Annotated in this window: 20 protein-coding genes and 1 riboswitch; of the genes, 6 read left to right on the top strand and 14 right to left on the bottom strand. The window is 71.4% G+C overall.

Annotated features, from left to right (window positions below; all coding sequences use genetic code 11):
* Nucleotides 1–85: 85 nt before the first annotated feature.
* Complete coding sequence (locus AB0D31_RS20780) at nt 86–1,456, bottom strand: peptidase C39 family protein (RefSeq protein WP_362725025.1); 1,371 nt, start codon at nt 1,454–1,456, stop codon at nt 86–88.
* A gap of 204 nt (nt 1,457–1,660) precedes the next feature.
* On the opposite strand from AB0D31_RS20780, the gene AB0D31_RS20775 reads away from it, so the two are divergent.
* Together AB0D31_RS20775 and AB0D31_RS20770 are read left to right on the top strand one after the other, a co-directional pair.
* Complete coding sequence (locus AB0D31_RS20775; RefSeq protein ID WP_362725022.1) at nt 1,661–2,311, top strand: hypothetical protein; 651 nt, start codon at nt 1,661–1,663, stop codon at nt 2,309–2,311.
* A 332-nt stretch (nt 2,312–2,643) separates the two neighbouring features.
* Complete coding sequence (locus AB0D31_RS20770) at nt 2,644–4,542, top strand: AAA family ATPase (protein ID WP_362725019.1); 1,899 nt, start codon at nt 2,644–2,646, stop codon at nt 4,540–4,542.
* On the opposite strand, the gene AB0D31_RS20765 is transcribed toward AB0D31_RS20770, so the two are convergent.
* From AB0D31_RS20765 to ribD, 10 genes are all read right to left on the bottom strand, one after another.
* Nucleotides 4,543–5,664 carry a hemolysin family protein gene (locus AB0D31_RS20765; RefSeq protein ID WP_362725016.1) on the bottom strand — a complete coding sequence of 374 codons (1,122 nt, stop codon included), beginning with the start codon at nt 5,662–5,664 and terminating at the stop codon, nt 4,543–4,545. It abuts the gene before it with no gap.
* On the bottom strand, nt 5,661–6,998 hold the full coding sequence (locus AB0D31_RS20760) for a hemolysin family protein (RefSeq protein ID WP_362725013.1): 1,338 nt from the start codon (nt 6,996–6,998) through the stop codon (nt 5,661–5,663). The genes AB0D31_RS20765 and AB0D31_RS20760 overlap by 4 nt, the downstream gene beginning before the upstream one ends.
* Nucleotides 6,999–7,182: 184 nt before the next feature.
* Nucleotides 7,183–7,662 (bottom strand): PH domain-containing protein, encoded by a 480-nt coding sequence (locus tag AB0D31_RS20755; RefSeq protein WP_362725010.1) that lies wholly within the window; start codon nt 7,660–7,662, stop codon nt 7,183–7,185.
* A gap of 116 nt (nt 7,663–7,778) precedes the next feature.
* Nucleotides 7,779–8,636 (bottom strand): ATP phosphoribosyltransferase, encoded by an 858-nt coding sequence (gene hisG, locus AB0D31_RS20750; RefSeq protein WP_362725007.1) that lies wholly within the window; start codon nt 8,634–8,636, stop codon nt 7,779–7,781.
* Between the two features lie 81 nt (nt 8,637–8,717).
* The gene (locus AB0D31_RS20745; RefSeq protein ID WP_362725004.1) at nt 8,718–8,999 is read right to left on the bottom strand and encodes a phosphoribosyl-ATP diphosphatase; all 282 of its coding nucleotides are present in this window, start codon (nt 8,997–8,999) and stop codon (nt 8,718–8,720) included.
* A 35-nt stretch (nt 9,000–9,034) separates the two neighbouring features.
* Nucleotides 9,035–9,520, bottom strand: a complete 486-nt coding sequence (gene ribH / locus AB0D31_RS20740; protein WP_362725001.1) for a 6,7-dimethyl-8-ribityllumazine synthase — start codon at nt 9,518–9,520, stop codon at nt 9,035–9,037.
* 60 nt (nt 9,521–9,580) lie between these two features.
* Nucleotides 9,581–10,879 carry a bifunctional 3,4-dihydroxy-2-butanone-4-phosphate synthase/GTP cyclohydrolase II gene (locus tag AB0D31_RS20735; RefSeq protein WP_362724998.1) on the bottom strand — a complete coding sequence of 433 codons (1,299 nt, stop codon included), beginning with the start codon at nt 10,877–10,879 and terminating at the stop codon, nt 9,581–9,583.
* Nucleotides 10,876–11,520: a nicotinamide mononucleotide transporter family protein gene (locus AB0D31_RS20730; protein ID WP_328315296.1), complete on the bottom strand. Its 645-nt coding sequence runs from the start codon at nt 11,518–11,520 to the stop codon at nt 10,876–10,878. The genes AB0D31_RS20735 and AB0D31_RS20730 overlap by 4 nt, the downstream gene beginning before the upstream one ends.
* Before the next feature lie 5 nt (nt 11,521–11,525).
* Nucleotides 11,526–12,134: a riboflavin synthase gene (locus AB0D31_RS20725; protein ID WP_362724996.1), complete on the bottom strand. Its 609-nt coding sequence runs from the start codon at nt 12,132–12,134 to the stop codon at nt 11,526–11,528.
* A gap of 2 nt (nt 12,135–12,136) precedes the next feature.
* Nucleotides 12,137–13,240 (bottom strand): bifunctional diaminohydroxyphosphoribosylaminopyrimidine deaminase/5-amino-6-(5-phosphoribosylamino)uracil reductase RibD, encoded by a 1,104-nt coding sequence (gene ribD, locus AB0D31_RS20720; RefSeq protein ID WP_362724993.1) that lies wholly within the window; start codon nt 13,238–13,240, stop codon nt 12,137–12,139.
* A 165-nt stretch (nt 13,241–13,405) separates the two neighbouring features.
* Nucleotides 13,406–13,536: riboswitch (FMN riboswitch) on the bottom strand.
* Between the two features lie 376 nt (nt 13,537–13,912).
* On the opposite strand from ribD, the gene AB0D31_RS20715 reads away from it, so the two are divergent.
* A complete protein-coding gene (locus AB0D31_RS20715; RefSeq protein WP_362724991.1) occupies nt 13,913–16,321 on the top strand; it encodes a chitinase C-terminal domain-containing protein in 2,409 nt (802 codons plus the stop codon).
* A gap of 95 nt (nt 16,322–16,416) precedes the next feature.
* On the opposite strand, the gene AB0D31_RS20710 is transcribed toward AB0D31_RS20715, so the two are convergent.
* Nucleotides 16,417–17,556, bottom strand: coding sequence for an ROK family transcriptional regulator (locus AB0D31_RS20710; protein ID WP_362724988.1), 1,140 nt, complete (start codon nt 17,554–17,556; stop codon nt 16,417–16,419).
* Between the two features lie 124 nt (nt 17,557–17,680).
* Between AB0D31_RS20710 and AB0D31_RS20705 the strand changes: the two genes are divergently transcribed.
* The 3 genes from AB0D31_RS20705 (at nt 17,681) to AB0D31_RS20695 (ending at nt 21,435) form a co-directional block, all read left to right on the top strand.
* A complete protein-coding gene (locus tag AB0D31_RS20705; protein WP_362724985.1) occupies nt 17,681–18,883 on the top strand; it encodes an MFS transporter in 1,203 nt (400 codons plus the stop codon).
* A gap of 265 nt (nt 18,884–19,148) precedes the next feature.
* Nucleotides 19,149–20,537: a solute carrier family 23 protein gene (locus tag AB0D31_RS20700; protein ID WP_362724982.1), complete on the top strand. Its 1,389-nt coding sequence runs from the start codon at nt 19,149–19,151 to the stop codon at nt 20,535–20,537.
* 130 nt (nt 20,538–20,667) lie between these two features.
* A complete protein-coding gene (locus tag AB0D31_RS20695; protein ID WP_362724979.1) occupies nt 20,668–21,435 on the top strand; it encodes a DUF5995 family protein in 768 nt (255 codons plus the stop codon).
* 26 nt (nt 21,436–21,461) lie between these two features.
* Here the strand turns inward: AB0D31_RS20695 and AB0D31_RS20690 are convergent, their stop codons facing one another.
* Both AB0D31_RS20690 and AB0D31_RS20685 read right to left on the bottom strand, forming a co-directional pair.
* Nucleotides 21,462–23,153, bottom strand: a complete 1,692-nt coding sequence (locus tag AB0D31_RS20690; RefSeq protein WP_362724977.1) for an NAD(P)/FAD-dependent oxidoreductase — start codon at nt 23,151–23,153, stop codon at nt 21,462–21,464.
* Nucleotides 23,154–23,258: 105 nt separating this feature from the next.
* The gene (locus tag AB0D31_RS20685; protein ID WP_362724974.1) at nt 23,259–24,056 is read right to left on the bottom strand and encodes a carbon-nitrogen hydrolase family protein; all 798 of its coding nucleotides are present in this window, start codon (nt 24,054–24,056) and stop codon (nt 23,259–23,261) included.
* Nucleotides 24,057–24,551 lie beyond the last annotated feature (495 nt).

Below are 24,551 nucleotides of genomic sequence, written 5' to 3'. Positions count from 1 at the left end.
CCCCCCGGTGACCGTTCCACAGTGCCAGCGGACCGGGCCCCCGGGGTAGAGACGTTCATCACTGCCCCGGGGGCCGGCCGTCCCCTCAGCCGAGGCCGACCGCCGCGAGCGCCGTGCGCTGCCTGGCCGTCGGCTCGGCCGGCCAGTACAGGTAGCAGACGCCTCCTGTGCCGGACGACACGTTGCCGCTCGCGTTGTAGCGCTTGGTCCGCAGCCAGATGTTCTCGAACTCGCGCCTCTTGTAGACGCGGCGCACGGCGCTGTCGTCGGGCGCGGCGGGATCGTGGGCGATCACGTCCCCGGCGTCGGTGAAGCCGGTCACCGTCATCAGATGGCCCGAGGTGCCGTAGCCGGCGCCGGTCAGCTCCGTCGCGAGGAAGGACTGGGACGTTATGGCCGGGATGCCCGCGCGGACCAGGCGCTCCACGTCGTTCAGCGAGCGCAGCCGGGTCACGACGGCGCTCATGTCCCGGTAGGTGGCGGCGTAGGCCGCGTTGAAGGGCCAGTTGCCGCAGCCCGCGTACTGGTAGTCGTAGGTCCCGCGGGCCGCCTGGCAGACCTGGGGGTCGGCGTAGGACGGATCAACCCAGGCGAGGTCCGCGGGGCTCGGCTTCCGCCCCCAGTGCTCGATGATCATCTGCGAGGAGGTGGGGCTGCACCAGGCCTCGCCGCCGTTGTCGTACTGGGGGTACTGGCCCTTGTGGATCTCCTGCGAGTAGCTCGGCACCGCCAGCTCCCCCGCGAAGCCGGGGGTGGAGGCGTCCACCGTGAACCGGTCGGGGATGTCGGACGCCATCGCGCCGAGCCGCCACACCACCGGTGTGAGCCGGCTGCCCGGCCGGCGGTACAGCGTGATCCGCAGCCGGTACGCGGCCAGGCGCAGCCCGGTGGCGGGGGCGTCGATGGCGAAGGTGTCGGTCGAGATGGAACTCTTGCCGTCGCCCTGGCCGTCGACGGAGGTGCGCCGGATGTCGGCGTCACCGTCGCCGGCCGTCCAGCGGCCCATGACGTACGCGGGGGTCTCGGTGCCGTCGGTGTAGGTGCCGAGCAGCTCGATCTGGAGCCAGGTCCCGGCAGGGGTGTGCGCGTTCCAGTGGGCGACCGCTTCGGTGGCGGGGACGGTGGAGCGGTGCGACGGCGAGGTCCAGCTCGCGTACTCCCAGGTGGCGCTCGTCCCGGTGTGCGGGTCGGTGTAGCGGGTGGTTCCGGCGGGGCGGTCGATCACGATGCCCGGGCGGCGGCCCGCTTCGGCGCGTACGCCGTGCGCGGTACCGGAGCGCCACTGGGCGTGGGTGGTCCAGGCCTGGTTGTCCACGAGCTGCTTGCCCTGTCTGGGGCGGGACGGGCGGCCGGACGCGGCCGCTGTCGCCGGTCCGCCGGACGAGGTCACGGCGGCGCCGGCCGCTACGGCGACGGCCGCGGCGAGGACGGTTCTGCGTGGGGTTGAGCCGGTCATGGTGAGGACCCCCAGTCGGTTACGGATGGGGTGGTGCGTGCACGACAGCGGGCCAACTATCCCGGGTGCGGGGGCCGTCCTGCCAGTGATTCGGCACGCGTCCCGACGCCAATATTGGTCTCGACCACTGGCATGACCCGGGTGGGCGTCCCGGCACCCGGTACGGTCGGACACCGAACCGTCGACCATACCCAGGCAGGACGCATGAACAGCTCGCCTCCCCCCGGCAACGCCCTGCCCGAACTGGCCGCTTCCGTACGGGAGTTGCGGCCCTCGTGCGGGCCGGTGCGGCTGGTCGCGGTGGACGGGCACGCCGGCTCCGGCAAATCCACGTTCGCCGGCCGGCTCGCTCGGACGCTCGGCGGGGCGCCGGTGCTGCACCTGGACGACCTGGCCACGCACGAGGAGTTCTTCGGCTGGACGGACCGGTTGCTCCGACAGGTGACGGAACCCTTCGCTCGCGGCGAGGCCGCCCGGTACGAACCGTACGACTGGCATCTGCGGCGCTTCACCGAGGCGCGCACCATGGAGCCCGCCCCCGTGGTGCTCGTCGAGGGGGTCGGGGCCGGCCGCCGGGCGCTGCGGCCCGCGCTCAGTCTGCTCGTCTGGATGGAGCTGGACCCGGAAGCGTCCTGGGCGCGGGGCCGGCACCGCGACGGAAGCGAGCTCTCCGCCTTCTGGGACGCGTGGACGGAGGCGGAGGTGCGTCATTTCGCCCAGGACCCCTCGCGCCCCTTCGCGGACACCGTGGTGCGGCAGGTACCGGAGGGGTACACGTGGCGCCCGGGGCCGGAGTCGACACCCGACACCGCCCATCCGCTCACCGAGCGTAACGGCCTCACCCCACCTCGCTGAAGAGTCGCAAATCGGCCCACACTGTGCCCCAACTCCGCTTGACCCAGGGGCCATACAGGTCTTACGTTCTCAATGTGCGGCTTTTCGAAGTCGCCGCGGACACGAAGCCCCCGGTTGTTCCCCCGTGATCGGGGGCTTCGTTCTGTCCTTTCCGCCCGTTTCGGGCCGTCACCCAGGGCCTTTCGCTCACCCTCGGTCACCATCAATGCCCCCTCCGCGCCCCCTACGGCAGGGGGCCTTCTCGCAGGTACGATGCCCTCGGTGCGGTCAACTCCCGTCAATTCCCTTGGGCGAATTGGCGGTTCAGCACGGGGCACGGTGTGGGGGACGTGATGGACTTCGGCACTACGGGCGCGCACGCCCCGGCCGATCTCGCCTGGCTGCGCGGGGTGGACGCCTACACGATGGGCGCGTATCCGCAGGCCGAGGAGGAGTTCCGCACGGCCGTGCGGCTCGACCCCTCGATGGCGGACGGCTGGCTCGGACTCCACGCCCTGCGCGTGGACACCACCACCGCGCTGCTGCGCATGTATCGCCACCGCGAACGTTTCGGCGAGCAGCGCGCGAGCCACCGCCGAACCCTCAACTCCTGGTACTGGCTGGGCTGGTGGGTGCAGCCGGTCCTGGAGAGCCCGCGCGATCTGCTCCTGGCGCACGCCTCGCACTGGCTGGACGGTCGCCATGTGCCCGAGCTGGACCGGGCGTTGGCGGGGCTGCCGCCCGTCGACGCCGACCCCCAGGTGCGGTTCCTGCACGCCTGCCGCGCCTACCTGGTCAAGGACTGGGAACAACTGGTGCGCCATACCGAGCCGTTGGTGAACGATCCGCTGCTCGGCATCGAGGCGGGCCTGTTCGGCGGCATGGCCCGGGTCCGCCTCGACATGTTCGGCCAGGCGGAACCCCTGCTCTCCGCAGCCCTGATGCGCTGCCGCAGCGAACAGCCCCAGCGCAAGGAGCTGCGCTACTGGCTGGCCCGCGCCCACGAGGGCACCGGACGCTCGGCCGCCGCCCTGCCCCTGTACCGGGCGGTGCACCGCGTCGACCCGGCGTTCATGGACACCGCGGCCCGGCTCACCGCGATCACCGAGAACGACGGGTTCGACGGCTCCGAGGATCCCCCCGACCTCGCCGCGGTCGCCCTGTCCGGCTTCGGCGACACCGTGGAGGCGGAGGCCGAGACCATCCCCGGGCTCGACCAGCCCGACGGCCGCGAGCTGAGACTCCTCGGTGAGCCCCAGACACCGCTGGCCGGTCCGGCCGGCCCCGGCCGTGACGGTGTACGGGACAAACCGGGCGTTCCGGCGCAGCCCGGCGCCCCGCGGTTCCCGGCCGGGCCCACCGACTCGGTGCTGCTCGCCGAAGCGCTGGCCGAGCTGGAGCGGATGGTCGGCCTCGAACCGGTCAAGCGTCAGGTCAAGGCGCTCTCCGCGCAGCTCAACATGGCGCGGCTCAGAGCCAGTCAGGGGTTACCTGTCCAGCCGCCGAAACGTCACTTTGTCTTCTCCGGCCCCTCCGGCACCGGCAAGACCACCGTGGCCCGCATCCTCGGCCGGGTCTTCTACGCCCTTGGGCTGCTCGGCGGCGACCACCTGGTGGAAGCCCAACGAGCCGATCTGGTAGGTGAGTTCCTCGGCCAGACCGCCGTCAAGGCCAACGAGCTGATCGACTCGGCGCTGGGTGGTGTGCTCTTCGTCGACGAGGCGTACTCGCTCTCCAACTCCGGCTACAGCAAGGGCGACGCATACGGCGACGAGGCGCTCCAGGTACTCCTCAAACGCGCCGAGGACAACCGCGACCATCTCGTGGTCATCCTCGCCGGCTACCCCGAGGGCATGGACCGGCTGCTCGCCACCAACCCGGGCCTCTCCTCCCGCTTCACCACCCGCGTCGACTTCCCCTCCTACCGCCCCCTGGAGCTGACGTCGATCGGCGAGGTCCTCGCCGCCGAGAACGGCGACGCGTGGGACGAGGAAGCCCTCGACGAGCTGCGCTCCATCAGCGGACACGTCATCGACCAGGGCTGGATCGACGAGCTGGGCAACGGCCGCTTCCTGCGCACCCTGTACGAGAAGAGCTGCGCCTACCGGGACCTGAGGCTGTCGATGTATCCGACGACGCCGACCCGGGACGACCTCTCGACGCTGCGGCTGCCCGATCTGATGCAGGCCTACGGAGAGGTCCTGTCGGGTCGCGGCCCCACCCGCCGCGACCCCCAGGAACCACCGCTCTAGTCAGCCCGCGAGCGCCTGCTGTGCCTGTTCGCCGCGGGGCTCGGCGAGCCGCGTCAGCGCGGTGGGCTCCTCGCGGTGCGCGGGGTCGCGGACCTCGCCCACCAGCATCTCCAGCATGTCCTCCAGGGCGACGAGGCCGAGCACGCGGCCCGATCCGTCGATGACCTGGGCGAGGTGGGTGGCCGCGCGGCGCATCACGGTGAGGGCATCGTCCAGGGGCAGTTCGGCCCGCACGGTGGCGAGCGGGCGCCACAGCTGCTGCGGCACCGCGCGCTCCCGCTCCTCCACGTCGAGTACGTCCTTGACGTGGAGAAACCCCATGAAGGCACCGAAGGCACCGGAAGCACCGGGAGCGCCGCCCTCGGCGCACACCGGGAAGCGGGAGAACCCGGTGCGTACCGTCAGCTCCTCCAGCTCTCTCGGCGTGACCGCGCATCCCACCGTGACCAGGGAGGCCCGGTCGAGCAGGACGTCGGTGACCGGGCGGCTGCCCAGTTCGAGGGCGTCCTCCAGGCGTTCCTGCGCCTCGGGCTCCAGGAGCCCGGCCTGGCCGGAGTCCTCGACAAGACGGCCGAGCTGGACGCTGGTGAAGACGGCCTCCACCTCGTCCTTGGGCTCGACCCGGAACAGCCTGAGGATCAGGCGCGCACAGGCGCCGAGCGCGATCGTCACCGGCTTGCAGACCCGGGCGAAGGCGACCAGGCCCGGGCTGAACCACAGCGCGGTCCTCTCGGGCGCCGCCATCGCCAGGTTCTTCGGGACCATCTCGCCGATGACGAGGTGGAGCGAGACCACCAGCGCCAGCGCGATGACGTAGCCGAGCGGGTGGACCAGGCCCTCGGGGAGCCCGGCCGCATGGAACACCGGCTCCAGGAGCTTGGCCACGGTCGGCTCGGCGACCGCGCCGAGGGTCAACGAGCAGATGGTGATGCCGAATTGGGCGGCGGCCATCATCTGCGGCAGGTTCTCCAGGCCGTGCAGCACCTGGCGGGCGCGCGCGGAGGAGGCGGCGAGCGGTTCGATCTGGCTGCGGCGCACGGAGACCAGTGCGAATTCGGCGCCGACGAAGAAACCGTTGGCGAGCACGAGCAGCAGCGCGAACAGAAGTTGGAGCACGCTCATCGGGTGGCCTCCGCCATGGGTGCCTCGGCGGCGCGCACGAAGCGCACCCGCTCCGCGCGGTACCGCTCGACCTGACGGACCTGGATGCGCCAGCCGGGCAGCTCCACCCGGTCGCCGGGGACCGGGATGCGGCCGAGCAGGTCCGCGACGAGCCCGGCGACGGTCTCGTAGGGCCCCTCGGGCGCTTCGAGACCTATCCGGCCCAGGTGGAGGACGCGGCAGCTGCCGTCGGCCTCCCAGGCGGGCCTGCCGTCCTCGGCCGCCACCGCGGCGAGCTCGGGCCGTCCGGCGTCCACGCCGTCGTGCTCGTCGCGCACCTCGCCGACCAGCTCCTCGACGATGTCCTCCAGGGTGACGACGCCGGCGGTGCCCCCGTACTCGTCGACGACGACGGCGATCGGCTGCTCGCTGCGCAGCCGCCCCAGGAGCTGCTGCACGGGCAGCGTCTGCGGAACGAGCAGCGGCGGCACGGCGATCAGACCGACCGCGGTGCGCAGCCGCTCATCGGGGCGCACCGCGAGCGCGTCCTTGAGGTGGACCATGCCGACGACCTCGTCGATCCGCTCCCGGTAGACGGGGAAGCGGGAGAGGCCGGTGGCGCGGGTGAGGTTGAGGACGTCGGCGGCGGTGGCCGTGGTCTGCAGGGCGCTGACCTTGACGCGGGGGGTCATCACGTTCTCCGCGGTGAGGTGGCCGAGCGAGAGGGTCCGTACGAAGAGGTCGGCGGTGTCCTGTTCCAGGGCGCCGGCCTGGGCGGAGTGCTTCACCAGGGAGACCAGTTCGCCGGGGGTGCGGGCGGAGGCCAGCTCGTCGGCGGGCTCCACGCCGAGCGCCCGCACCAAACGGTTGGCGACGGTGTTGAGCAGCGCGATCACCGGCCGGAACAGCCGCGAGAAGCGGTCCTGGGGTCCGGCCACGAAGCGGGCGACCTGGAGCGGCTTGGAGACCGCCCAGTTCTTCGGTACGAGTTCTCCGATCACCATTTGCACGGCGGCTGCGAGCAGCATGCCGAGCACGACGCTGATGCCGGAGACCGCGCCGGCCGGCAGCCCGGTGGCGCCGATGGGCCCGTCGAGCAGATCCGCGAGCGCGGGCTCGGCGAGCATGCCGACGACGAGCGAGGTGATGGTGATGCCGAGCTGGGTCCCGGAGAGCTGGAAGGACAGCTCGCGCAGGGCGCGCACCACGGTGCGGGCCCTGCGGTCGCCTTCGGCGGCGGCGCGCTCGGCGTCCGGCCGGTCGACGGTGACCAGGCCGAATTCGGCCGCCACGAAGAAGCCGTTGGCGAGGATGAGAAGGAATGCCGCACAGAGCAGCACGAGTGAGATGGTCATGCCGCCGCCTCCTGGGAGGGGGCGGCGCAGGTACTACCGGACGATCCGTCCATCGCTGGAGGGAGTCACTCCTCGGGTCGCAGGTGGCCCCGCGGCCGATGGTGCAGGCTCGTGTGCGGGGCGGGGCGCGCTCGGCGCCGCCGACATCAGGGTAATCAAGATGGTGCCGCGTGGGGCAGCGGGCTCAGCCGTTGTCGTGAGCCGTGCCGGGTGAATCGGTTCGGGTGCCGTGGGTTTCCGCGAGCGCGCGCAGCGCCTTGGCGTCGCGTATCGCCCGTGCCCTGCCGCTCGCCGGCTGGATGCCGAGGACGGGCAGGCTGGTGCCGTCACTGAGGTCGAGGAAGACCCAGGGGTCGCCCTGCCGGAGGTTGACCCGCAGGATCTCCGCCCAGGCGAGGCGGCGCCTGCCGGTGAGATTGACCACGGTGACGCCATGGTCGTCGGCGACGACCTTGGGGCGGCTGAGCAGCACGAGCACCGCGGCGAACAGGGCGGCCATCAGGATGAAGCTGCCCCGCTCGCCCCCGTTGAGGGTCTCCAGGAGCAGCGACATCGCTGTCATGGCGACGAACATGACGGCCGCGCTGGTCAGGAGGACCGCGCGGGTGACGGTCGGCCTGAACGTGACCGGCAGGCCGGGCGGTTGGGGTGCGGGGGCGGACACGGTGTCGTTCGCTTTCGTCGCTGTCGTCTGCGGTGCTGTCGTCTGCGGTGCTGTCGCCTGCGGAGCTGTCGTGCGGCCGCGGCCGCCGGCGGTGCCGTCGGCGGCCGGGCCCGGTGTCAGAGGCGGCAGGCGTGGATGGCCGTGGTGAGGATGGCGCGGGCGCCCAGCTCGTACAGGTCGTCCATGACCCGCTGGGAGTCCTTGGCGGGGACCATCGAGCGGACGGCGACCCAGCCCTCGTTGTGCAGCGGGGAGATCGTCGGCGATTCGAGACCGGGGGTGAGCGCGACGGCCCGCTCCAGGTGCTCGGCGCGGCAGTCGTAGTCCATCATCACGTAGCTGCGGGCCACCAGGACGCCCTGGAGGCGGCGCAGGAACTGCTCGACCTTCAGCTGTGCGGCGCCGTCGGTCGCGGCGCCCGTACGGCGGATGACGGCCGCCTCGGACTTCATGATCGGCTCGCCGAAGACTTCGAGGCCCGCGTTGCGCAGCGAGGTGCCGGTCTCCACGACGTCCGCGATGGCCTCGGCGACGCCCAGCTCGATCGCGGTCTCCACGGCGCCGTCGAGGTGTACCACGGAGGCCTTCACGCCGGCCTCGGCGAGGTACTTGCCGACGATGCCCTCGTAGGAGGTGGCGATCGTCTTGCCCGCCAGATCCTCGACGGAGGCGACGGTGCCGGGCTTCGCGGCGAAGCGGAAGGTGGAGCGGGCGAAGCCGAGCGGCAGGATGACCTCGGCTTCGGCGCCGGAGTCGATCAGCAGGTCCTCGCCGGTGATGCCGATGTCGAGCTTGCCCGCGGACACGTAGATCGCGATGTCCTTGGGGCGCAGGTAGAAGAACTCGACCTCGTTGACGGGGTCGACGGTGACGAGCTCCTTCGACTCCTTGCGCATCCGGTAGCCGGCCTCATGGAGCATCGCCGACGCAGGCCCGGAGAGTGAACCCTTGTTGGGGACGGCGATGCGCAGCATGAGGTCGGCTTCCTTTGTGTACGGAGATGTGCACGGAGTGGTCCCGCTGGTGCGGGCCGGTGTGCCTGACGAAGGGTGTGCTCAGAGGTGGGCGTAGACGTCGTCGAGGGAGATCCCGCGCGCGACCATCATCACCTGGACGTGGTACAGCAGCTGCGAGATCTCCTCGGCGGCGGCTTCCTTGCCCTCGTACTCGGCGGCCATCCAGACCTCGGCGGCCTCCTCGACGACCTTCTTGCCGATGGCATGCACGCCCTTGCCCACCAGCTCGGCGGTGCGGGAGGTGGACGGGTCGCCGTTGACGGCCTTGAGCTGGAGCTCGGTGAAGAGCTCTTCGAAGCTCTTGGAGGGTTTGTTCGCCATGATGCTTCTTAGGGTAAGGGGTGGTTTCCGGTCGCTCAGCGCCAGGGTTCGCTGACCGTGCGCAGCGTGGCCGCGGTGGCGACGGCGGCGGTGACCGCTTCGTGCCCCTTGTCCTCGTTCGACCCTTCGAGGCCGGCCCGGTCCAGGGCCTGCTCCTCGGTGTCGCAGGTCAGCACGCCGAATCCGACGGGTACGCCGGTGTCCACGGTGACCTGGGTGAGGCCGAGGGTGACACCCTGGCACACGTACTCGAAGTGCGGGGTGCCGCCCCTGATGACAACGCCGAGCGCGACGACGGCATCGTAGCCGCGGCCCGCGAGGACCTTCGCCACGACCGGCAGTTCGAAGCTGCCGGGGACGCGCAGCAGGGTCGGCTCGTCGATGCCGAGCTCGTGCAGGGCGCGCAGGGCGCCGTCGACGAGTCCGTCCATCACCTTCTCGTGCCACTGTGCCGCGACCACGGCGACACGGAGGTCTCCGCAGTTGCGTACGGACAGTTCGGGTGCGCCCTTGCCACTCACGTGCTCTCCTTCAGGTGTTTCTGGTTCAGGTGTTTCCGGTGTGCTGAACTGAACTGGTGGTTACTGGTTGCCGCAGGCCGACATGGGCGCCGGGGCGCCGTCCAGCCACGGCAGGTCGTGCCCCATGCGGTCCCGCTTGGTGCGCAGATAGCGCAGGTTGTGCTCGCCGGCCTGGACGGGCATGGGCTCGCGGCCCGAGACCGTCAGGCCGTGCCGGACCAGCGCGGTGATCTTGTCGGGGTTGTTGGTCAGGAGCCGCAGGCTGTGCACGCCGAGGTCGGTGAGGATCTGGGCGCCGGCGGCGTAGTCGCGGGCGTCGGCGGGCAGGCCGAGTTCCAGGTTGGCGTCGAGGGTGTCGCGGCCGCGCTCCTGGAGCTCGTACGCCCGCAGCTTGGACAGCAGGCCGATGCCGCGGCCCTCGTGGCCGCGCAGGTAGACCACGACGCCGCGGCCGGCCTCGGTGATGCGTTCCATGGAGGCCTGGAGCTGGGGGCCGCAGTCGCAGCGCAGGGAGCTGAAGATGTCGCCGGTGAGGCATTCGGAGTGGACCCGCACCAGGACGTCCTCGCCGTCGCCGATGGAGCCGTGGACCAGGGCGACGTGCTCGACGCCGTCGACCGTGGAGCGGTAGCCGTACGCCGTGAACTCGCCGGACGCGGTGGGCAGTTGGACCTCGGCCTCGCGGCGCACGGTCGGCTCGGCGGAGCGGCGGTAGGCGATCAGGTCCTCGATGGAGATGATCGTCAGGCCGTGCTTGCGGGCGAAGGGGACGAGTTCGGGCAGGCGCAGCATGACGCCGTCCTCGCCCGCGATCTCGACGATGGCGCCGGCCGGGGCGAGCCCGGCGAGCCGGGCGAGGTCGACGGCGGCCTCGGTGTGGCCGTTGCGTACGAGCACACCGCCGGGCTTGGCGCGCAGCGGGAAGATGTGGCCGGGCCGGACGAAGTCGCCGGAGGCGGAGCGGTTGTCGGCGAGCAGGCGCAGCGTGGTGGCGCGGTCGGCGGCGGAGATGCCGGTGCTCACGCCGTGCGCGGCGGTCGCGTCGACGGAGACGGTGAAGGCGGTCTTCATCGACTCGGTGTTGTGCTCGACCATCTGCGGCAGGTCGAGCCGGTCGAGGGCGTCGCCCTCCATGGGCGCGCAGATCAGTCCGCGGCACTCGCTCATCATGAACGCGATGATCTCGGGGGTGGCCTTCTCGGCGGCGATGACGAGGTCGCCCTCGTTCTCGCGGTCCTCGTCGTCGACGACGACCACGGGACGGCCGGCCGCGATGTCGCGGACCGCCTGCTCGACGGGGTCGAGGGAGAGGTCCTCACGGTTGTCGGTGGAGTACCAGGTGGGTGCGTGCGTGGTCATGCCGTCGCTCCTTCCAGGACGGGCTTGACGCTCGTGCGCGAGCGCAGCCACCAGTCGCGCATGCCCCACAGGACGAGCGCGCCGTAAATGACGTAGACGAAGCCGGAGAAGGCGTAGCCGTTGGCGAAGTTGAGGGGGACGCCCACCAGGTCGACGAGGAGCCAGGCGAACCAGAACTCGACCATGCCGCGGGCCTGGGCGTACATGGCGACGATGGTGCCGACGAAGACGTAGGCGTCGGGCCACGGGTCCCACGACAGGGCGGGGTAGGCGGTGAACAGGCCGGCCACGGCGACCGTGCCGACGGCGGCGCCGCCGAGCAGGAAGGCCCGCTCGCGCCAGGTCGCGAACCGTACGGCGATGGAGCCGTCCTGCGCCTGCTGCTTGCCCCGGGTCCAGGCGAGCCAGCCGCCGGCCGCGACGACCATCACCACGACCTGCTTGCCCGCGCTGCCGGAGAGGTGTCCGGCGGCGAACGCCACGAACAGGATCAGGCCCGAGACGAACTGGGCGGGCCAGGTCCATATGGAGCGGCGCCAGCCGAGCGCGAGGGCGATCAGGCCGATGGTGTTGCCGGTCATGTCCGACCACTTGATGTGCTGCCCGAAGAGGGTGAAGGCCTCGCCGTTCAGCCAGTTCACTGCGCTCACTTGTCGGTCCCCCCGTGGCTTGCGCCGAGCAGTCGCTCGACGTACTTGGCGATGACGTCGACCTCCAGGTTGACCGGGTCGCCGGGCTGCTTGATGCCGAGCGTGGTCAGCGCGAGGGTGGTCGGGATGAGGCTGATGGTGAAGTAGTCGGCGGCGGCTTCCACGACCGTGAGGCTGACGCCGTCCACGGTGATGGAGCCCTTCTCCACGACGTACTTGGAGAGCTCGCCGGGCAGGGCGATCTTGACGATCTCCCAGTTCTCCGAGGGGGTACGGGCGAGGACCGTGCCGGTGCCGTCGACGTGGCCCTGCACGATGTGCCCGCCGAGGCGGCCGCCGACGGCCATGGGCCGCTCCAGGTTGACCCGGGAGCCGACCTGGAGGGCGCCGAGGCTGGAGCGCTTCAGCGTCTCGTCCATCACGTCGGCGGTGAACTCGCCGTCGCCGAACTCCACGACCGTCAGACACACCCCGTTGACGGCGATCGAGTCGCCGTGACCGGCGCCTTCGGTGACGAGGGGGCCGCGCAGACGGAAGCGGGAGGCGTCACCGAGGGTCTCGATGGCGGCGACTTCGCCCAGCTCTTCGACGATTCCGGTGAACACGTTCAGCGCTCCTTGGCGAGTGGGGTGGCGGCGAGTGGGGTGGCGGCGATGCGCAGATCGGGGCCGATCCGTACGGCTTCGGTGATGGTGAGCCGCAACGCCTCGGTGATGGTGGCGATTCCCGCGTCGCCGAGCGCGGTGGGTCCTGCGCCGAGCAGGGCGGGTGCGAGGTAGCCGACGACCCGGTCGACGGCGCCCGCGGCGACGAAGGCGCCGGCCAGGGTCGGGCCGCCTTCGAGGAGTACGGAGCGCACGCCCCGGTCGTGCAGGGCCCCGAGCAGCGCCGGGATGTCCAGACCGGTGGCGGCGCGCGGAAGGCGCAGGACCGCGGCCTCGGGCAGATGGGCCGTGTCGGCGTCGTCGGCGACCGCGATCAGGGTGGGCGCGGCGTCGTCGAGGATGCGGGCGCCGGGCTTGACTGCGGTGGCGTTGGTGTCAACCGCCAGGCGCAGCGGCTGGGTTGCTCCCTCGATGCCGCGCACGGCGAGGTGCGGGTCGTCGGTGCGGGCGGTGCCGGATCCCACGATCACGGCGTCGCACTCGGCGCGCAGCCGGTGGACGTCGGCGCGGGCCTCGGCGGAGGTGATCCAGCGGCTGGTGCCGTCCGCGGCGGCGGTGCGCCCGTCGAGGGTGGCGGCGTACTTCCAGGTGATGTGAGGGCGGCCCAGGCGTACGGAGGTGAGCCAGGCGGTGTTGCCTGCCTCGGCCTCGGCGCCGAGCAGCCCGTGCTCGACCTGGATCCCGGCCGCGCGCAGGGTGTCGGCGCCGCCGGTGGCCTGCGGGTTCGGGTCGGCGACCGCGTACAGGACGCGGGTGACGCCGGCCTCGATGAGCGCCTGCGCGCAGGGGCCGGTGCGGCCGGTGTGGTTGCAGGGTTCGAGGGTGACGTAGGCGGTGCCGCCGCGGGCCTGGTCGCCCGCCGCGGCGAGGGCGTGGACCTCGGCGTGCGGGCCGCCGGCGCGCTGGTGGAATCCCTCGCCCACGACCGTGCCCGAGGCGTCGGTGATGACGCACCCGACGACGGGGTTGGGGCTGGTGGAGCCGAGTCCGCGCGCCGCGAGCTCGACGGCTCGGCGCATGGCGGCTGCGTCGGCTGTGGGTGCCACCGGGTCCTCCTGCCTCTTCGGGCACGGACTCCGGGGCCTGTCGACGACGACAGAGAGCGGGCAAAGGAATCGTCGGCACAGCTCACGCCACGGCCGAAAGAGACCGGTGCCATGCACGGCGACCGGTAACAGACGGCTGGCACGACCATGAAAACGGTCCGCCCGCCGCGCACTGCCTCCCATCCGGACTTTCACCGTCGGTCCAGGAATTTCACCTGATCAACCGGCCGCTGGATGCGGACGGGTCGCGGACTATAACCGCCGGTTCGGAATTACACCGACCCCGGAGTGCGCTGCTGCTGGTACAGGGCCAGTGTGCCACGCCCGCTCGAAGGCCATGCGAGTGAGCGGATGTGGCCTGGCTCACAGAATGGCCGGATTCGAGTGGCCCTCCGCCTGAAGTCCGGCGGGACACGAGCCACGGCTTGCGCTCACCGTGCCTGAAGTAGGGCGGGATGGGGAGCCGCGGCTCGCGCTCGCCCCGCCCGGGGTCCTGCGGGATGCGAGCCGCGGCCTGCGCCTTTGGTCCATACCTATTGACGCACTGGTCTAGTCCTTTTAATCTCTGCGTCACCTCCGAGGAGAGGCCCGCCGGTGTGCGCACGCCGGGGCCGCGCACGACCCCCGCCCTGTTCGTTGTGTTCCGTCCCACCTCCCAGGAGGAACCCGCTCGTGCTCTCGCCCACCCCCAGACGCACCCGCAGCCGGGCCGCGCTGCTCACGGCCGCCACCGCGGTCGCGGGGCTGCTGTTCGGCTCGCTGTCCACCGGTGTCTCGCAGGCCGCCGTCGACAACGAGGCCTGTCGCCCCGACGGGCTCTACAAGACGCCCGGCGTCGACGTCCCGTACTGCTCGGTGTACGACACCGACGGCCGCGAGAAGATGGGCGCCGACCACCAGCGCCGGGTCATCGGTTACTTCACCGGGTGGCGCACCGGTCAGGACGGGACGCCCGCCTACCTCGCCTCCGACATCCCGTGGGACAAGGTCACCCACCTCAACTACGCCTTCGCGCACGTCGGTTCGGACAACAAGATCTCCATCGGCTCCGACAGCGAGAAGAACGCGGCGACCGGCATGACCTGGCCGGGCGTCGCGGGCGCCGAGATGGACCCCTCGCTCCCCTACAAGGGCCACTTCAACCTGCTCAACAAGTTCAAGAAGCAGCACCCCAACGTCAAGGCCCTGATCTCCGTGGGCGGTTGGGCCGAGACCGGTGGCTACTTCGGTGACGACGGCAAGCGCGTCGACTCCGGCGGCTTCTACGCGATGGCCACCAACGCGGACGGCTCGGTCAACCAGGCCGGCGTCGACACCTTCGCCGACTCGGCGGTCGCCTTCATCAAGAAGTACGGCTTCAACGGCGTCGACATCGACTACGAGTACCCGACGACGATGAAGGACGCGGGCAATCCGCTCGACCTGACCATCTCCAACGCCCGCCGGGCCGGCCTCGTCAAGGGCTACGCGGCCCTGATGAAGTCGCTGCGCGAGAAGCTCGACCGCGCGGGGGCGGCCGACGGCAAGCACTATCTGCTGTCCGTCGCCGCGCCGTCCTCGGGCTATCTGCTGCGCGGCATGGAGACCTTCCAGGTCCAGCAGTACCTGGACTACGTCAACATCATGTCGTACGACCTGCACGGCGCCTGGAACCAGTACGTCGGCCCCAACGCCTCCCTCTTCGACGACGGCAAGGACGCGGAGCTCGCGGCCGCCGGGGTCTATTCGACCTCCCAGTACGGCGGGATCGGCTATCTGAACGCCGACTGGGCCTACCACTACTTCCGCGGCTCCATGCCGGCCGGGCGCATCAACATGGGCCTGCCGTACTACACCCGGGGCTTCGAGAACGTGCAGGGCGGCACCAACGGCCTGTGGGGCAAGGCGCCCTCGACCACCTGCCCGGCCGGAGCGGGCCTCACCACCTGCGGTGACGGCGCGGTCGGCATCGACAACCTGTGGCACGACCTGGACGCCAACGGCAAGGAGGCCCCGGCCGGCTCCAACCCGATGTGGCACGCGAAGAACCTTGAGAAGGGGATCGTCGGGGACTACGTCACGAAGTACGGGCTCCCCGCCACTGCCAAGCTGACCGGCAGCTACGTCCGCAACTACGACTCGACGCTGGTGGCGCCCTGGCTGTGGAACGACCAGAAGAAGGTCTTCCTGTCCACCGAGGACGAGCAGTCCGTGGACGCCAAGGCCGACTACGTGGTGGGCCAGGGCATCGGCGGCACCATGGTCTGGGAGCTGGCCGGCGACTACGGGTGGAACGCCGCCAAGGGCCAGTACGAGCAGGGCTCGACCCTCACCAGCGCGATGTACGACAAGTTCAAGGCGGCCACCCCGTACGGCAACAAGCGCTCCACGATCGACCTGCCCAGCCAGGCGCTGAACATCGGTGTGGACTTCGGGCAGTTCCCGCTCGGCGACTCCAACTACCCCATCAGCCCCAAGGTGACCCTCACCAACAACACCACGGCGACGCTGCCCGGCGGCACGGAGTTCCAGTTCGACTACGGCACCTCCGCGCCGGCCAACGCCAAGGACCAGTCCGGCTTCGGCACGACGATCGTGCGCAGCGACCACACGGCGGCCAACAACATCGGCGGGCTCAAGGGCGCCTACAACCGCGTCTCGCTGAAACTGCCGAGCTGGCAGTCGCTGGCGCCGGGCGCCTCGGTCACCCTCGACTTCGTGTACTACCTGCCGGTTTCCACCCCCTCGAACTGGACGGTGACCTTCGGTGGCAAGACCTACGCGCTGGCCGGCGACCACACCCGGGGTACGACCGTGACCGACCCGGGCGCCTCGACGCCCACCCCGACCCCGACGCCTTCGACGCCTTCGGGCTCGGGCAGCCCCACGCCCACACCCTCGGGCTCGGGCAGCCCCACGCCCACGCCCACACCTTCGGGCTCCACGTGCTCGGCCGGGCTCTGGTCGGCCAGCGCGTCGTACGGCGGCGGCACGACCGTCTCGTACAAATCGCACACCTGGAAGTCCAAGTGGTGGACGAAGGGCGAAGAACCGGGTACTACCGGTGACTGGGGGGTCTGGCAGGATCTCGGCGCCTGCTGATCCGGGCCCCCACCCAGACGCCCGGCGGCGGTCTCCCGGCCCTTGGCCGCCGTCGGGCTTCACCCTCCTGACGAGGCGTCACATTCTGTGCGCCGTCAGCCCTTTGGGGCGAAGAGCTCGTCCTGAGCCGCGTCCCTCGCGGTCAGCAGGGCTCCACCCAGCACCGCGCCGTCGCCCAGTTCGCTCGGTCTGACCTCGGTGACCAGCGGGGTCAGGGCCGCGAGCCGGCGCTGCACGCGGGCGGCGAGCAACTGCCCGCCCGCATGGCCCAGTTCGCCCCCGAGCACGATCAGACCGGGGTCTAGGACCGCGACCACGCTCGCCGCGCCGACGGCGATGCGCTCGGCCAGCGCGTCGAGGAAGGGCCCGTCGGCGGAGCGCAGGGCGTCCTCCGCACCGAGGGTCCTGCCGTGCCGTGCGGCGAGCCGCGCCACCGCACCCGTGTGCACCAGCTCGTGGAAGCCGCCGTCGCAGCTCGTCGCGGACGGCAGCCCGCTGGTGCCCGGCACCGGCAGGAATCCGATCTCGCCGGCGCCACCGGAGGCGCCCCGGCGCAGCTTCCCGTCCAGGACGAGGGACGCGCCGATCCCCTGGCCGAGCCAGAGCAGGGCGAAGGTGTCCTGCCCGCGCGCCGCGCCGAGCCGCTGCTCGGCCACGGCCGCCAGGTTGGTCTCGTTCTCCACGAGGACGGCGGCGGGAAGCCGCTCGGCTAGTACGCGGACGAGTTCGCGGTGCCAGGCGGGCAGCCCGGTGGTGTCGCGCAGCTCCCCGCTCGCCGGGTCGATGAGGCCCGGGGCGCCGACCGCGACACTGTGCAGCCGCTCCGCGCCCGCCTCCTTCGCGGTGCGCTCCAGGAGGGCCACCACCTGCTCGACGGCGGGCTCCGTCCCGGTCCCCGCTTCCACCGGCAGCGTCGCCTCGGCCAGCGTGGCGCCCAGCAGATCGGCGACCACGAGGGAGACGCCGTGGGTGCGGACGTCCAGGGCCGCCAGATGGGCGCGGTCGGCGACGATCGCGTACAGCCGCGCGTTGGGACCGCGCCGCTCGGCGCCCGACTCCCCCACGACGTGGACGAGCCCGGAGCCCTGGAGGCGTTCGACGAGATCGGCGACGGTGGGCCGGGAGAGTCCGGTGAGGTTCTTCAGCTGGCCTGCCGTCAACGGGCCCTCGTCCTGCAGCAGACGCAGGGCGAGCCGGTCGTTGATGGCCCGGGCGGTGCTCGGGGATGCGGGCATGCCGGGAATCCTTCCAGATCGCCGGGGGCGGATCGTCACCCGTCCTATTTATCAGGCAGGGTTCCTGATAGCTTACGCCCGGCGGACGGAGATGCCGCCGCGGAGGGGAAGGGGAAACCGGTCCATGACTACCCAACCAGCTCTGGATCAACGGCAGTTGAAGCGGGCGAGGATCGCGGTCGCCGCGGTCTTCTGCGTGCACGGCGCGGTCACCGGCAACTTCGCCACCCGGGTCCCCTGGATCCAGGAGCACGCCGGGGTCTCCGCGGGCCAGCTCGGCCTCGCTCTCGCCTTCCCTGCGATCGGCTCGTCCCTCCTGATGCCGCTGTCCGGCGCGATAACCCACCGGTTCGGGGCGCGCAACGCGCTGCGCGGGCTGCTCGCCCTGTGGACACTTGCGCTCGCGCTGCCCGCGCTCGCGCCGAACGTCTACACCCTGTGCGGCGTCCTGTTCGTGTACGGGGCGAGCGCCGGCATGGCGGACGTGGCGATGAACGCACTCGGCGTGGAGACGGAGAACCGGCTCGGCCGGTCGATCATGTCCTCCCTGCACGGCATGTGGAGCGCGGGCGCCCTGATCGGCTCGGCGGCCGGCACCCTCGCCGCCCACCTGGGGACCGACGCGCGGCTGCACCACACGGTCGCCGCCGTCGTGCTGACCCTGCTCGGCCTCGCCGCCTGCCAGGGCGTCCTGGATCTGCGCAGCGCGCCCGACGAGGCGCCGCCGCCCCGCTTCGCGCTGCCGCCCAAGTCGGCCCTGATCATCGGCATGGTGGGGTTCTGCGCGGTGTTCGCCGAGGGCGCGAGCCTGGACTGGTCGGCGGTCTACCTGCGCGACGTACTCGACACCTCGGCCGGCACAGCGGCGGCCTGCACCACCGCGTTCACCCTGACCATGGCCGTGGCCCGGCTCCTGGGCGACCGGGGCGTGGACCGCTTCGGCGCGGTACGCACGGTACGCGGCGGCGGCATCCTCGCCACCCTGGGCGGCGTGCTCGTGGTGAGCGCGCCGGGCCCGGCGGTGGCGATCGCGGGGTTCGGCCTCATCGGCCTGGGCGTGGCCGTCGTGGTGCCGCTCGCGTTCGCCGCAGCCGGCCGCAGCGGGCCCAACCCGAGCCAGGCCATCGCGGGCGTCGCGACGATCACGTACACCTCGGGTCTGGTGGCGCCGTCCGCGATCGGCGGCATCGCCGACCTGACCTCCCTCGTGGTCTCGTTCGGCCTGGTGACGGTGCTCGCGCTCGGCCTGGTGGCGGGGGCCCGGGTGCTGCGGGCGGGGGCCCGTACGCCGGAGTCCGTATCCGCGGAACCGGTGCGGCCGGTCTGACAGCCGGTGGGTCGGTGGGTGCGTCTGGTCAGCCGGAGGCCTTGGGGGCGTCGGAGGTGTGGGCACGGCGGCTGCGCCGGACGTGCCCGGCCGTGCATACCTCGGGCATACGGAGGCACGGCGGGTGCGTCGGACGTGCGGGCAGCCCAACGCCCGGCCGCTCCCTCCAGTGCGGGACCTCGATGATCCGGCACTAGGATTTGGCCTGATCTTTTCGATGCCATAAGCATCGCATCACCGGCCCCACGGATGAACTGGAGCGACCATGCGCCTCGGCGTGCGCTGGACCTTGCACGGCGACGGGCGGACCCCCGCTCCGGGAGCCGTCGTACGTCCCGACGAACGGCTCTCCTGGCCCCGCACGGTCGGCCTCGGCGCCCAGCACGTCGTGGCGATGTTCGGCGCGTCCTTCGTTTCGCCGATCCTCATGGGGCTCGACCCCAACCTCGCCATCATGATGTCCGGCATCGCGACGGTCATCTTCCTGCTCGCCACCAAGGGCCGGGTGCCCAGCTACCTCGGCTGCTCGCTCTCCTTCGTGGGCGTAGCCGCCGCGATCCGGGCCACCGGCGGCACCAGCGCGACCGTCACCGGCGCGGTCTTCGTGGTGGGCGTGGTGCTCTTCTTCGTGGGCCTCGCGGTGCAGCGGTTCGGCGCACGGATCATCCACGCGGCGATGCCGCCCATCGTCACGGGCGCCGTCGTCATGCTGATCGGCTTCAACCTGGCGCCGGTCACCGCCTCCACCTACTGGCCCCAGGACCAGTGGACGGCGCTGCTCGTCATGGCCTTCACCGGTCTGGCCGTGGTGTGTCTGCGCGGCTTCTGGTCCCGGATCGCGATCTTCCTCGGGCTGCTCTTCGGGTACGGCATCTCCTGGCTGCTCGACCGCGTCTTCGGGAAGATCCACTCGGTCCACGGCGGCGCGGAGGCCGTGGACCACTGGCGCCTGGACCTGTCCGGCGTCGGCAAGGCCGACTGGATCGGGCTTCCCGCCTTCCACGCCCCGAGCTTCGAGTGGTCCGCGATCCTCGTCGCGCTGCCCGTCGTGATCGCCCTGATCGCCGAGAACGCCGGCCATGTGAAGGCCGTCGGCGAGATGACCGGCACCAACCTCGACGACAAGCTGGGCACCGCCATCGCGGCGGACGGCGCGGGCTCCATGCTGTCGACCGCCGTCGGCGGGCCGCCGAACACCACGTACTCCGAGAACATCGGCGTCATGGCCGCCACCCGCGTCTACTCGACCGCCGCGTACTGGGCGGCCGCCGGGTTCGCGCTGCTCTTCGGCGTGTGCCCCAAGTTCGGCGCGGTCGTCGCGGCGATCCCGGGCGGCGTGCTCGGCGGCATCACCGTCATCCTGTACGGCATGATCGGGCTGCTCGGCGCGCAGATCTGGATCAACGCCAAGGTCGATCTGCGCAATCCGCTGAACCTGGTGCCGGCCGCCGCGGGCATCATCATCGGCATCGGCAACGTCACGCTGAAGTTCACCGACAACTTCCAGCTCAGCGGGATCGCGCTGGGCACGGTCGTCGTCATCACCGGCTACCACGTGCTGCGCGCGCTGGCCCCGGCCCACCTCAAGGAGCAGGAGCCGCTGCTCGATTCGGGCACCTCGTCCTACGAGGGGGAGCGGAAGGAGCGGGGCTAGCCAGGGGGTGTCTGCCGGCCATAGCCCCTCGCCACCCCGGCGGGACGCGTCACCGCCGCGCATTCATCCGTTCCGGTCATGCCCCCTTCCGGCGGTGCTGGGCACGGCGGCGGGCTGGGACGCTGCCCCCATGACGCAGACCGAATGGACGCCCACCGGATGGACGCCCTCCGCGGGGAGGCCCACCGCAGGGACGCCGACCGGAACCAGGGAGCACGCCCGACGGTTCGGCGGTCCGCTCGATCCCGTGGTGCGGCGGATGCGGGCGCTGCGGGCCGACCTGCCGGCCCGGGACGGTATCGCGGTCTTCAACCGCGTCTATCTGACGGTGACCGAGGAGATCTCCCGGCTCATCGCGCAGGGCGGTTTCGCCGATCCGAGCGCGGCGGCCACCTTGGACGTGCTGTTCGCCGGACGCTATCTCGCGGCCGTGGAGGCGGCGTCGGCCGGCCGGCGGCCACCGGACTGCTGGCGGCCGCTGTTCCAGTACCGCCGCCATCCCGGCGTACGTCCCCTCCAGTTCGCCCTCGCCGGGATCAACGCGCACATCGGGCACGATCTGACGCTCGCCCTCGTCGACAGCTGCCGGGCCCTCGACTGTGAACCCGCGTCCCTGGAGCGGGACTTCGACCGGGTGGGCGACGCCCTGACCCTTCTTGAGGAACGGACCAGGGAGGAACTCATGCCCGGACCCGACCTGTTCCAGGTGGCCGACCCCATGACGCATCTGCTGGCGTCCTGGAGCCTGGACCGGGCGCGGGACGCCTCGTGGTCGGCGGCGAAGGTCCTCTGGCAGCTGCGTGAAGTCCCTTCGTTGGCCGAGGAGTTCACGGAGCGGTTGGACGCGGCGGTGGGCCTGGTGACCCGGTGTCTGCTGACCCCGCTCACCGCCGGCTGATACCGGCCGCGTCCACCTCCAGGCGGCTAGTCCTCGGGCAGCTCGACCGGAGCGATCGAGTCGTAGAGGTCGCCCGGACCGGGGTTGGTCGCGTCGGTCGTCCCGCCGAAGTGGTGCATGACGCCCCACACCGCGTTGAGCGCGGTCTGCACGGCGCCCTCGGCCCAGCCGGCCGTCCAAGAGATGTCGTCGCCCGCGAGGAAGATGCCCCGCTTGTCCTCGGGCAGCGCGTCCTGCATGAAGTGGGTGAAGAGCCGGCGCTGGTAGCGGTAGTGCCCGGGCAGGTTCGCCTTAAACGCGCCCATGAAGTACGGCTCGTTCTCCCAGGACACCGTGACCGGGTTGCCGATGATGTGCCGGCGGATGTCGACCTTCGGGTAGATCTCGCCGAGCGACTTGAGCATGACCTCCATGCGCTCGCTCGCCGACAGCGGGAGCCACTTGAGGCTGTCGTCGCACCACGTGTAGGAGAGGCAGATGACGGCGGGCTTGTCGGGGCCGTTGTCGAGCAGGTACGTGCCGCGCGTCATACGGTCGGTGAGCGTCATCGACATGACGTCACGGCCCGTGTCCTCGTCCTTGTCGAGCCAGAAGGGCCGGTCGACGGGGACGAAGAGCTTCGAGGACTCCATGTAGTGGGTGCGCTCGATCGCCGTCCAGTGGTCGATCGGGAAGAGCGAGTCGTCGCAGGCGATCTTGGAGAGCAGCATCCAGGACTGCGCGGTGAAGATCGCCGCGCGGAAGGTGCGGATGTCGCCGTCGGCGTCCGTCACGGTGATGCGGTTGCCCGCGGTGCGGTGCAGCCGCGTCACGGCCGGCTTAGGCGCGCCGTCGTGCAGCGAGGCGAGCGAGGTGCCGGGCGCCCAGTGCACGAGCTTGGCCGGCTCGCGCTCCCACAGCCGCGTCGGGAGCTGCTGGGAGCCGCCGACGATGCCGCGGTGGTGGTCGTCGGCCTCGGTGTAGACGACGCGCAGGATCTCCAGGATGGAGTTGGGGAAGTCGGTGTCCCAGCCGCCGGTGCCGAAGCCGACCTGGCCGAAGATCTCCCGGTGCCGGAAGGACTTGAAGGCCTCGGAGTCGCAGAGGAAGCCGTAGAAGGTCTGGTTGTCGAACTTCTCGACGAGCTTGGCCCAGATCTCGCGGATGCGCGGGGTGTCGCGCTCACGGATGGCCTGGTTCATGTCGGAGAAGTCGGCGCCCTCTTCGAGACAGGCGTTCCAGGCGTCCATGACCTCGCGGTACACGGCGGGCAGCTCGTCGACCGAGGTCGCGTAGTGGGACTCGCCCTTGAGGTCGACGACCGTGGAGGGGGTGTCCGGCGCGAGCGGGTTGGGGAACGGCTTGGTCTCCAGGCCCACCAGGTCGATGTAGTGCTGGAGCGCGGTGGAGCACGGCGGGAACCGCATGGCGCCCATCTCGGCGGTGAGCTCCGGGTCGCAGCCCGGGAAGCCGACGGTGCGCAGCCGGCCGCCGATCTGGTCGGCCTCGTACACGACGGGCTTGAGGCCCATCTTCATCAGCTCGTACGCGGCGACGATGCCGGAGAGGCCACCACCGATGACCGCGACCTCCGCGCCGTGCTCGGTCGCGGGTATCTGGCCGAGCCCGGCCGGGTGGGCGAGGAAGTCGTCGTACGCGTAGGGGAAGTCCGGTCCGAACATCGTGACGGGCGGCTGCTCGTCGATGTGCTGAACGGCGGTGGGCACCGTGGACGTCATGGGGTACGGACTCCTTGCACAGTACGGAAGTTGAGGGGCGGGGCCTCGTGGCCGGGGCTCGGGGTGCTCCGGGCCCTGGGGGCTCTGGGGCTAGGGGGTTCGGCCTCAGACGAGGGAGGCGTAGAGACCGGGGCGGCGATCGCGCAGGTACGGGTTGTTGGCGCGCGACGCGGCCAGGAACTCGGGGTCGACGTCGCCGACGGCCAACTCGGTGCCGCGTCCGGCGCGGGCGCGGGCGGCGCCGTCCGGGCCGGCCAGACAGCTCAGTCCGACGAACTCGAACTCGCCCTCGGGGCCGGTCCGGTTGACGTACGCGACGTACAGCTGGTTCTCGAAGGCGCGGACCGGCACGAGGGACTCGGCGACGAACTGGAAGGGGTGCATCTGGGCCGTGGGCACGAGGAGGAGGTCGGTGCCGGCCAGCGCGTGGGCCCGTACGTTCTCGGGGAACTCCACGTCGTAGCAGATCATCATGCCGACGCGGAGGCCGTTCAGGTCGGCCTGGACGACCGGCTGGTCGCCCGGCGTGAACGCGGCCTGCTCGAAGTCGCCGAAGAGGTGGGTCTTGCGATAGTTCGCCAGGCGGGTGCCGTCGGGGGCGATGAGCTGGGCGGCGTTGTAGACCGCGTCGCCGTCGCGCTCGGGGTAGCCGTAGACGACGGCCAGGCCGTGACGCACGGCGATCGCGGCGATCGCCTCGGCGGAGGGGCCGTCGGCGGTCTCGGCCAGCTTGGCCATGTCGTCGCCGATGGCGTACCCGGTGAGGAACAGCTCGGGGCAGACGATCAGTCCGGCGCCGGTCGCCGCCGCCCGCCCGGCCGCCTCGTCCAGCGTCGTCAGGTTCGCAGCGACGTCCGAAAGACTGCCGGAGCTCTGGAGCAGGGCGGTGCGCAACGCGGGCATGGGCGGTCCTCGGCGGGGGCGGGGCGGGGGGTCACTAGACGGTACGTTCCGCCCTTCGCGGCGGACAAGGCGGCAGCGTTGCGTGTGGCCGCCCGATTCGTTGCGCAAGATCGCCCCATGGCGGCGATTCGTTGCGCCCCTCGCGACGCTGGTGCCGGGCACCCTCCGGCTCTGCGGCCGGGCCGCGGCGCGTGCCGGTGCGGGTCGGCGTGGGGCCGGCCGCGCAGTTCCCCGCGCCCCTGGTGGGATTGCCCTTGGCAGGGTGCCTCGGGGGCCCGGCTTTCGGCTTGCGGACCGCGCGTGGCCGGTCGCGCAGTTCCCCGCGCCCCTAAAAAAACGTCGGCCGTCTGCGGACCGTGCCCGCGTCTCGCGCAGTTCCCCGCGCCCCTGGCTGGGCTGACCTTGACAGGATGCCCAGTCGAGGCAACCTCAGCCGGTCCGGCGATTGAGGACGAGCGCCCTTCAGGCGCGAACGGGGTCTGGGGCGGAGCCCCA

The sequence above is a fragment of the Streptomyces sp. NPDC048361 genome (assembly GCF_040651795.1).
Lineage (GTDB): Bacteria > Actinomycetota > Actinomycetes > Streptomycetales > Streptomycetaceae > Streptomyces.
This window is presented reverse-complemented; position numbering and strand designations above follow the sequence as displayed.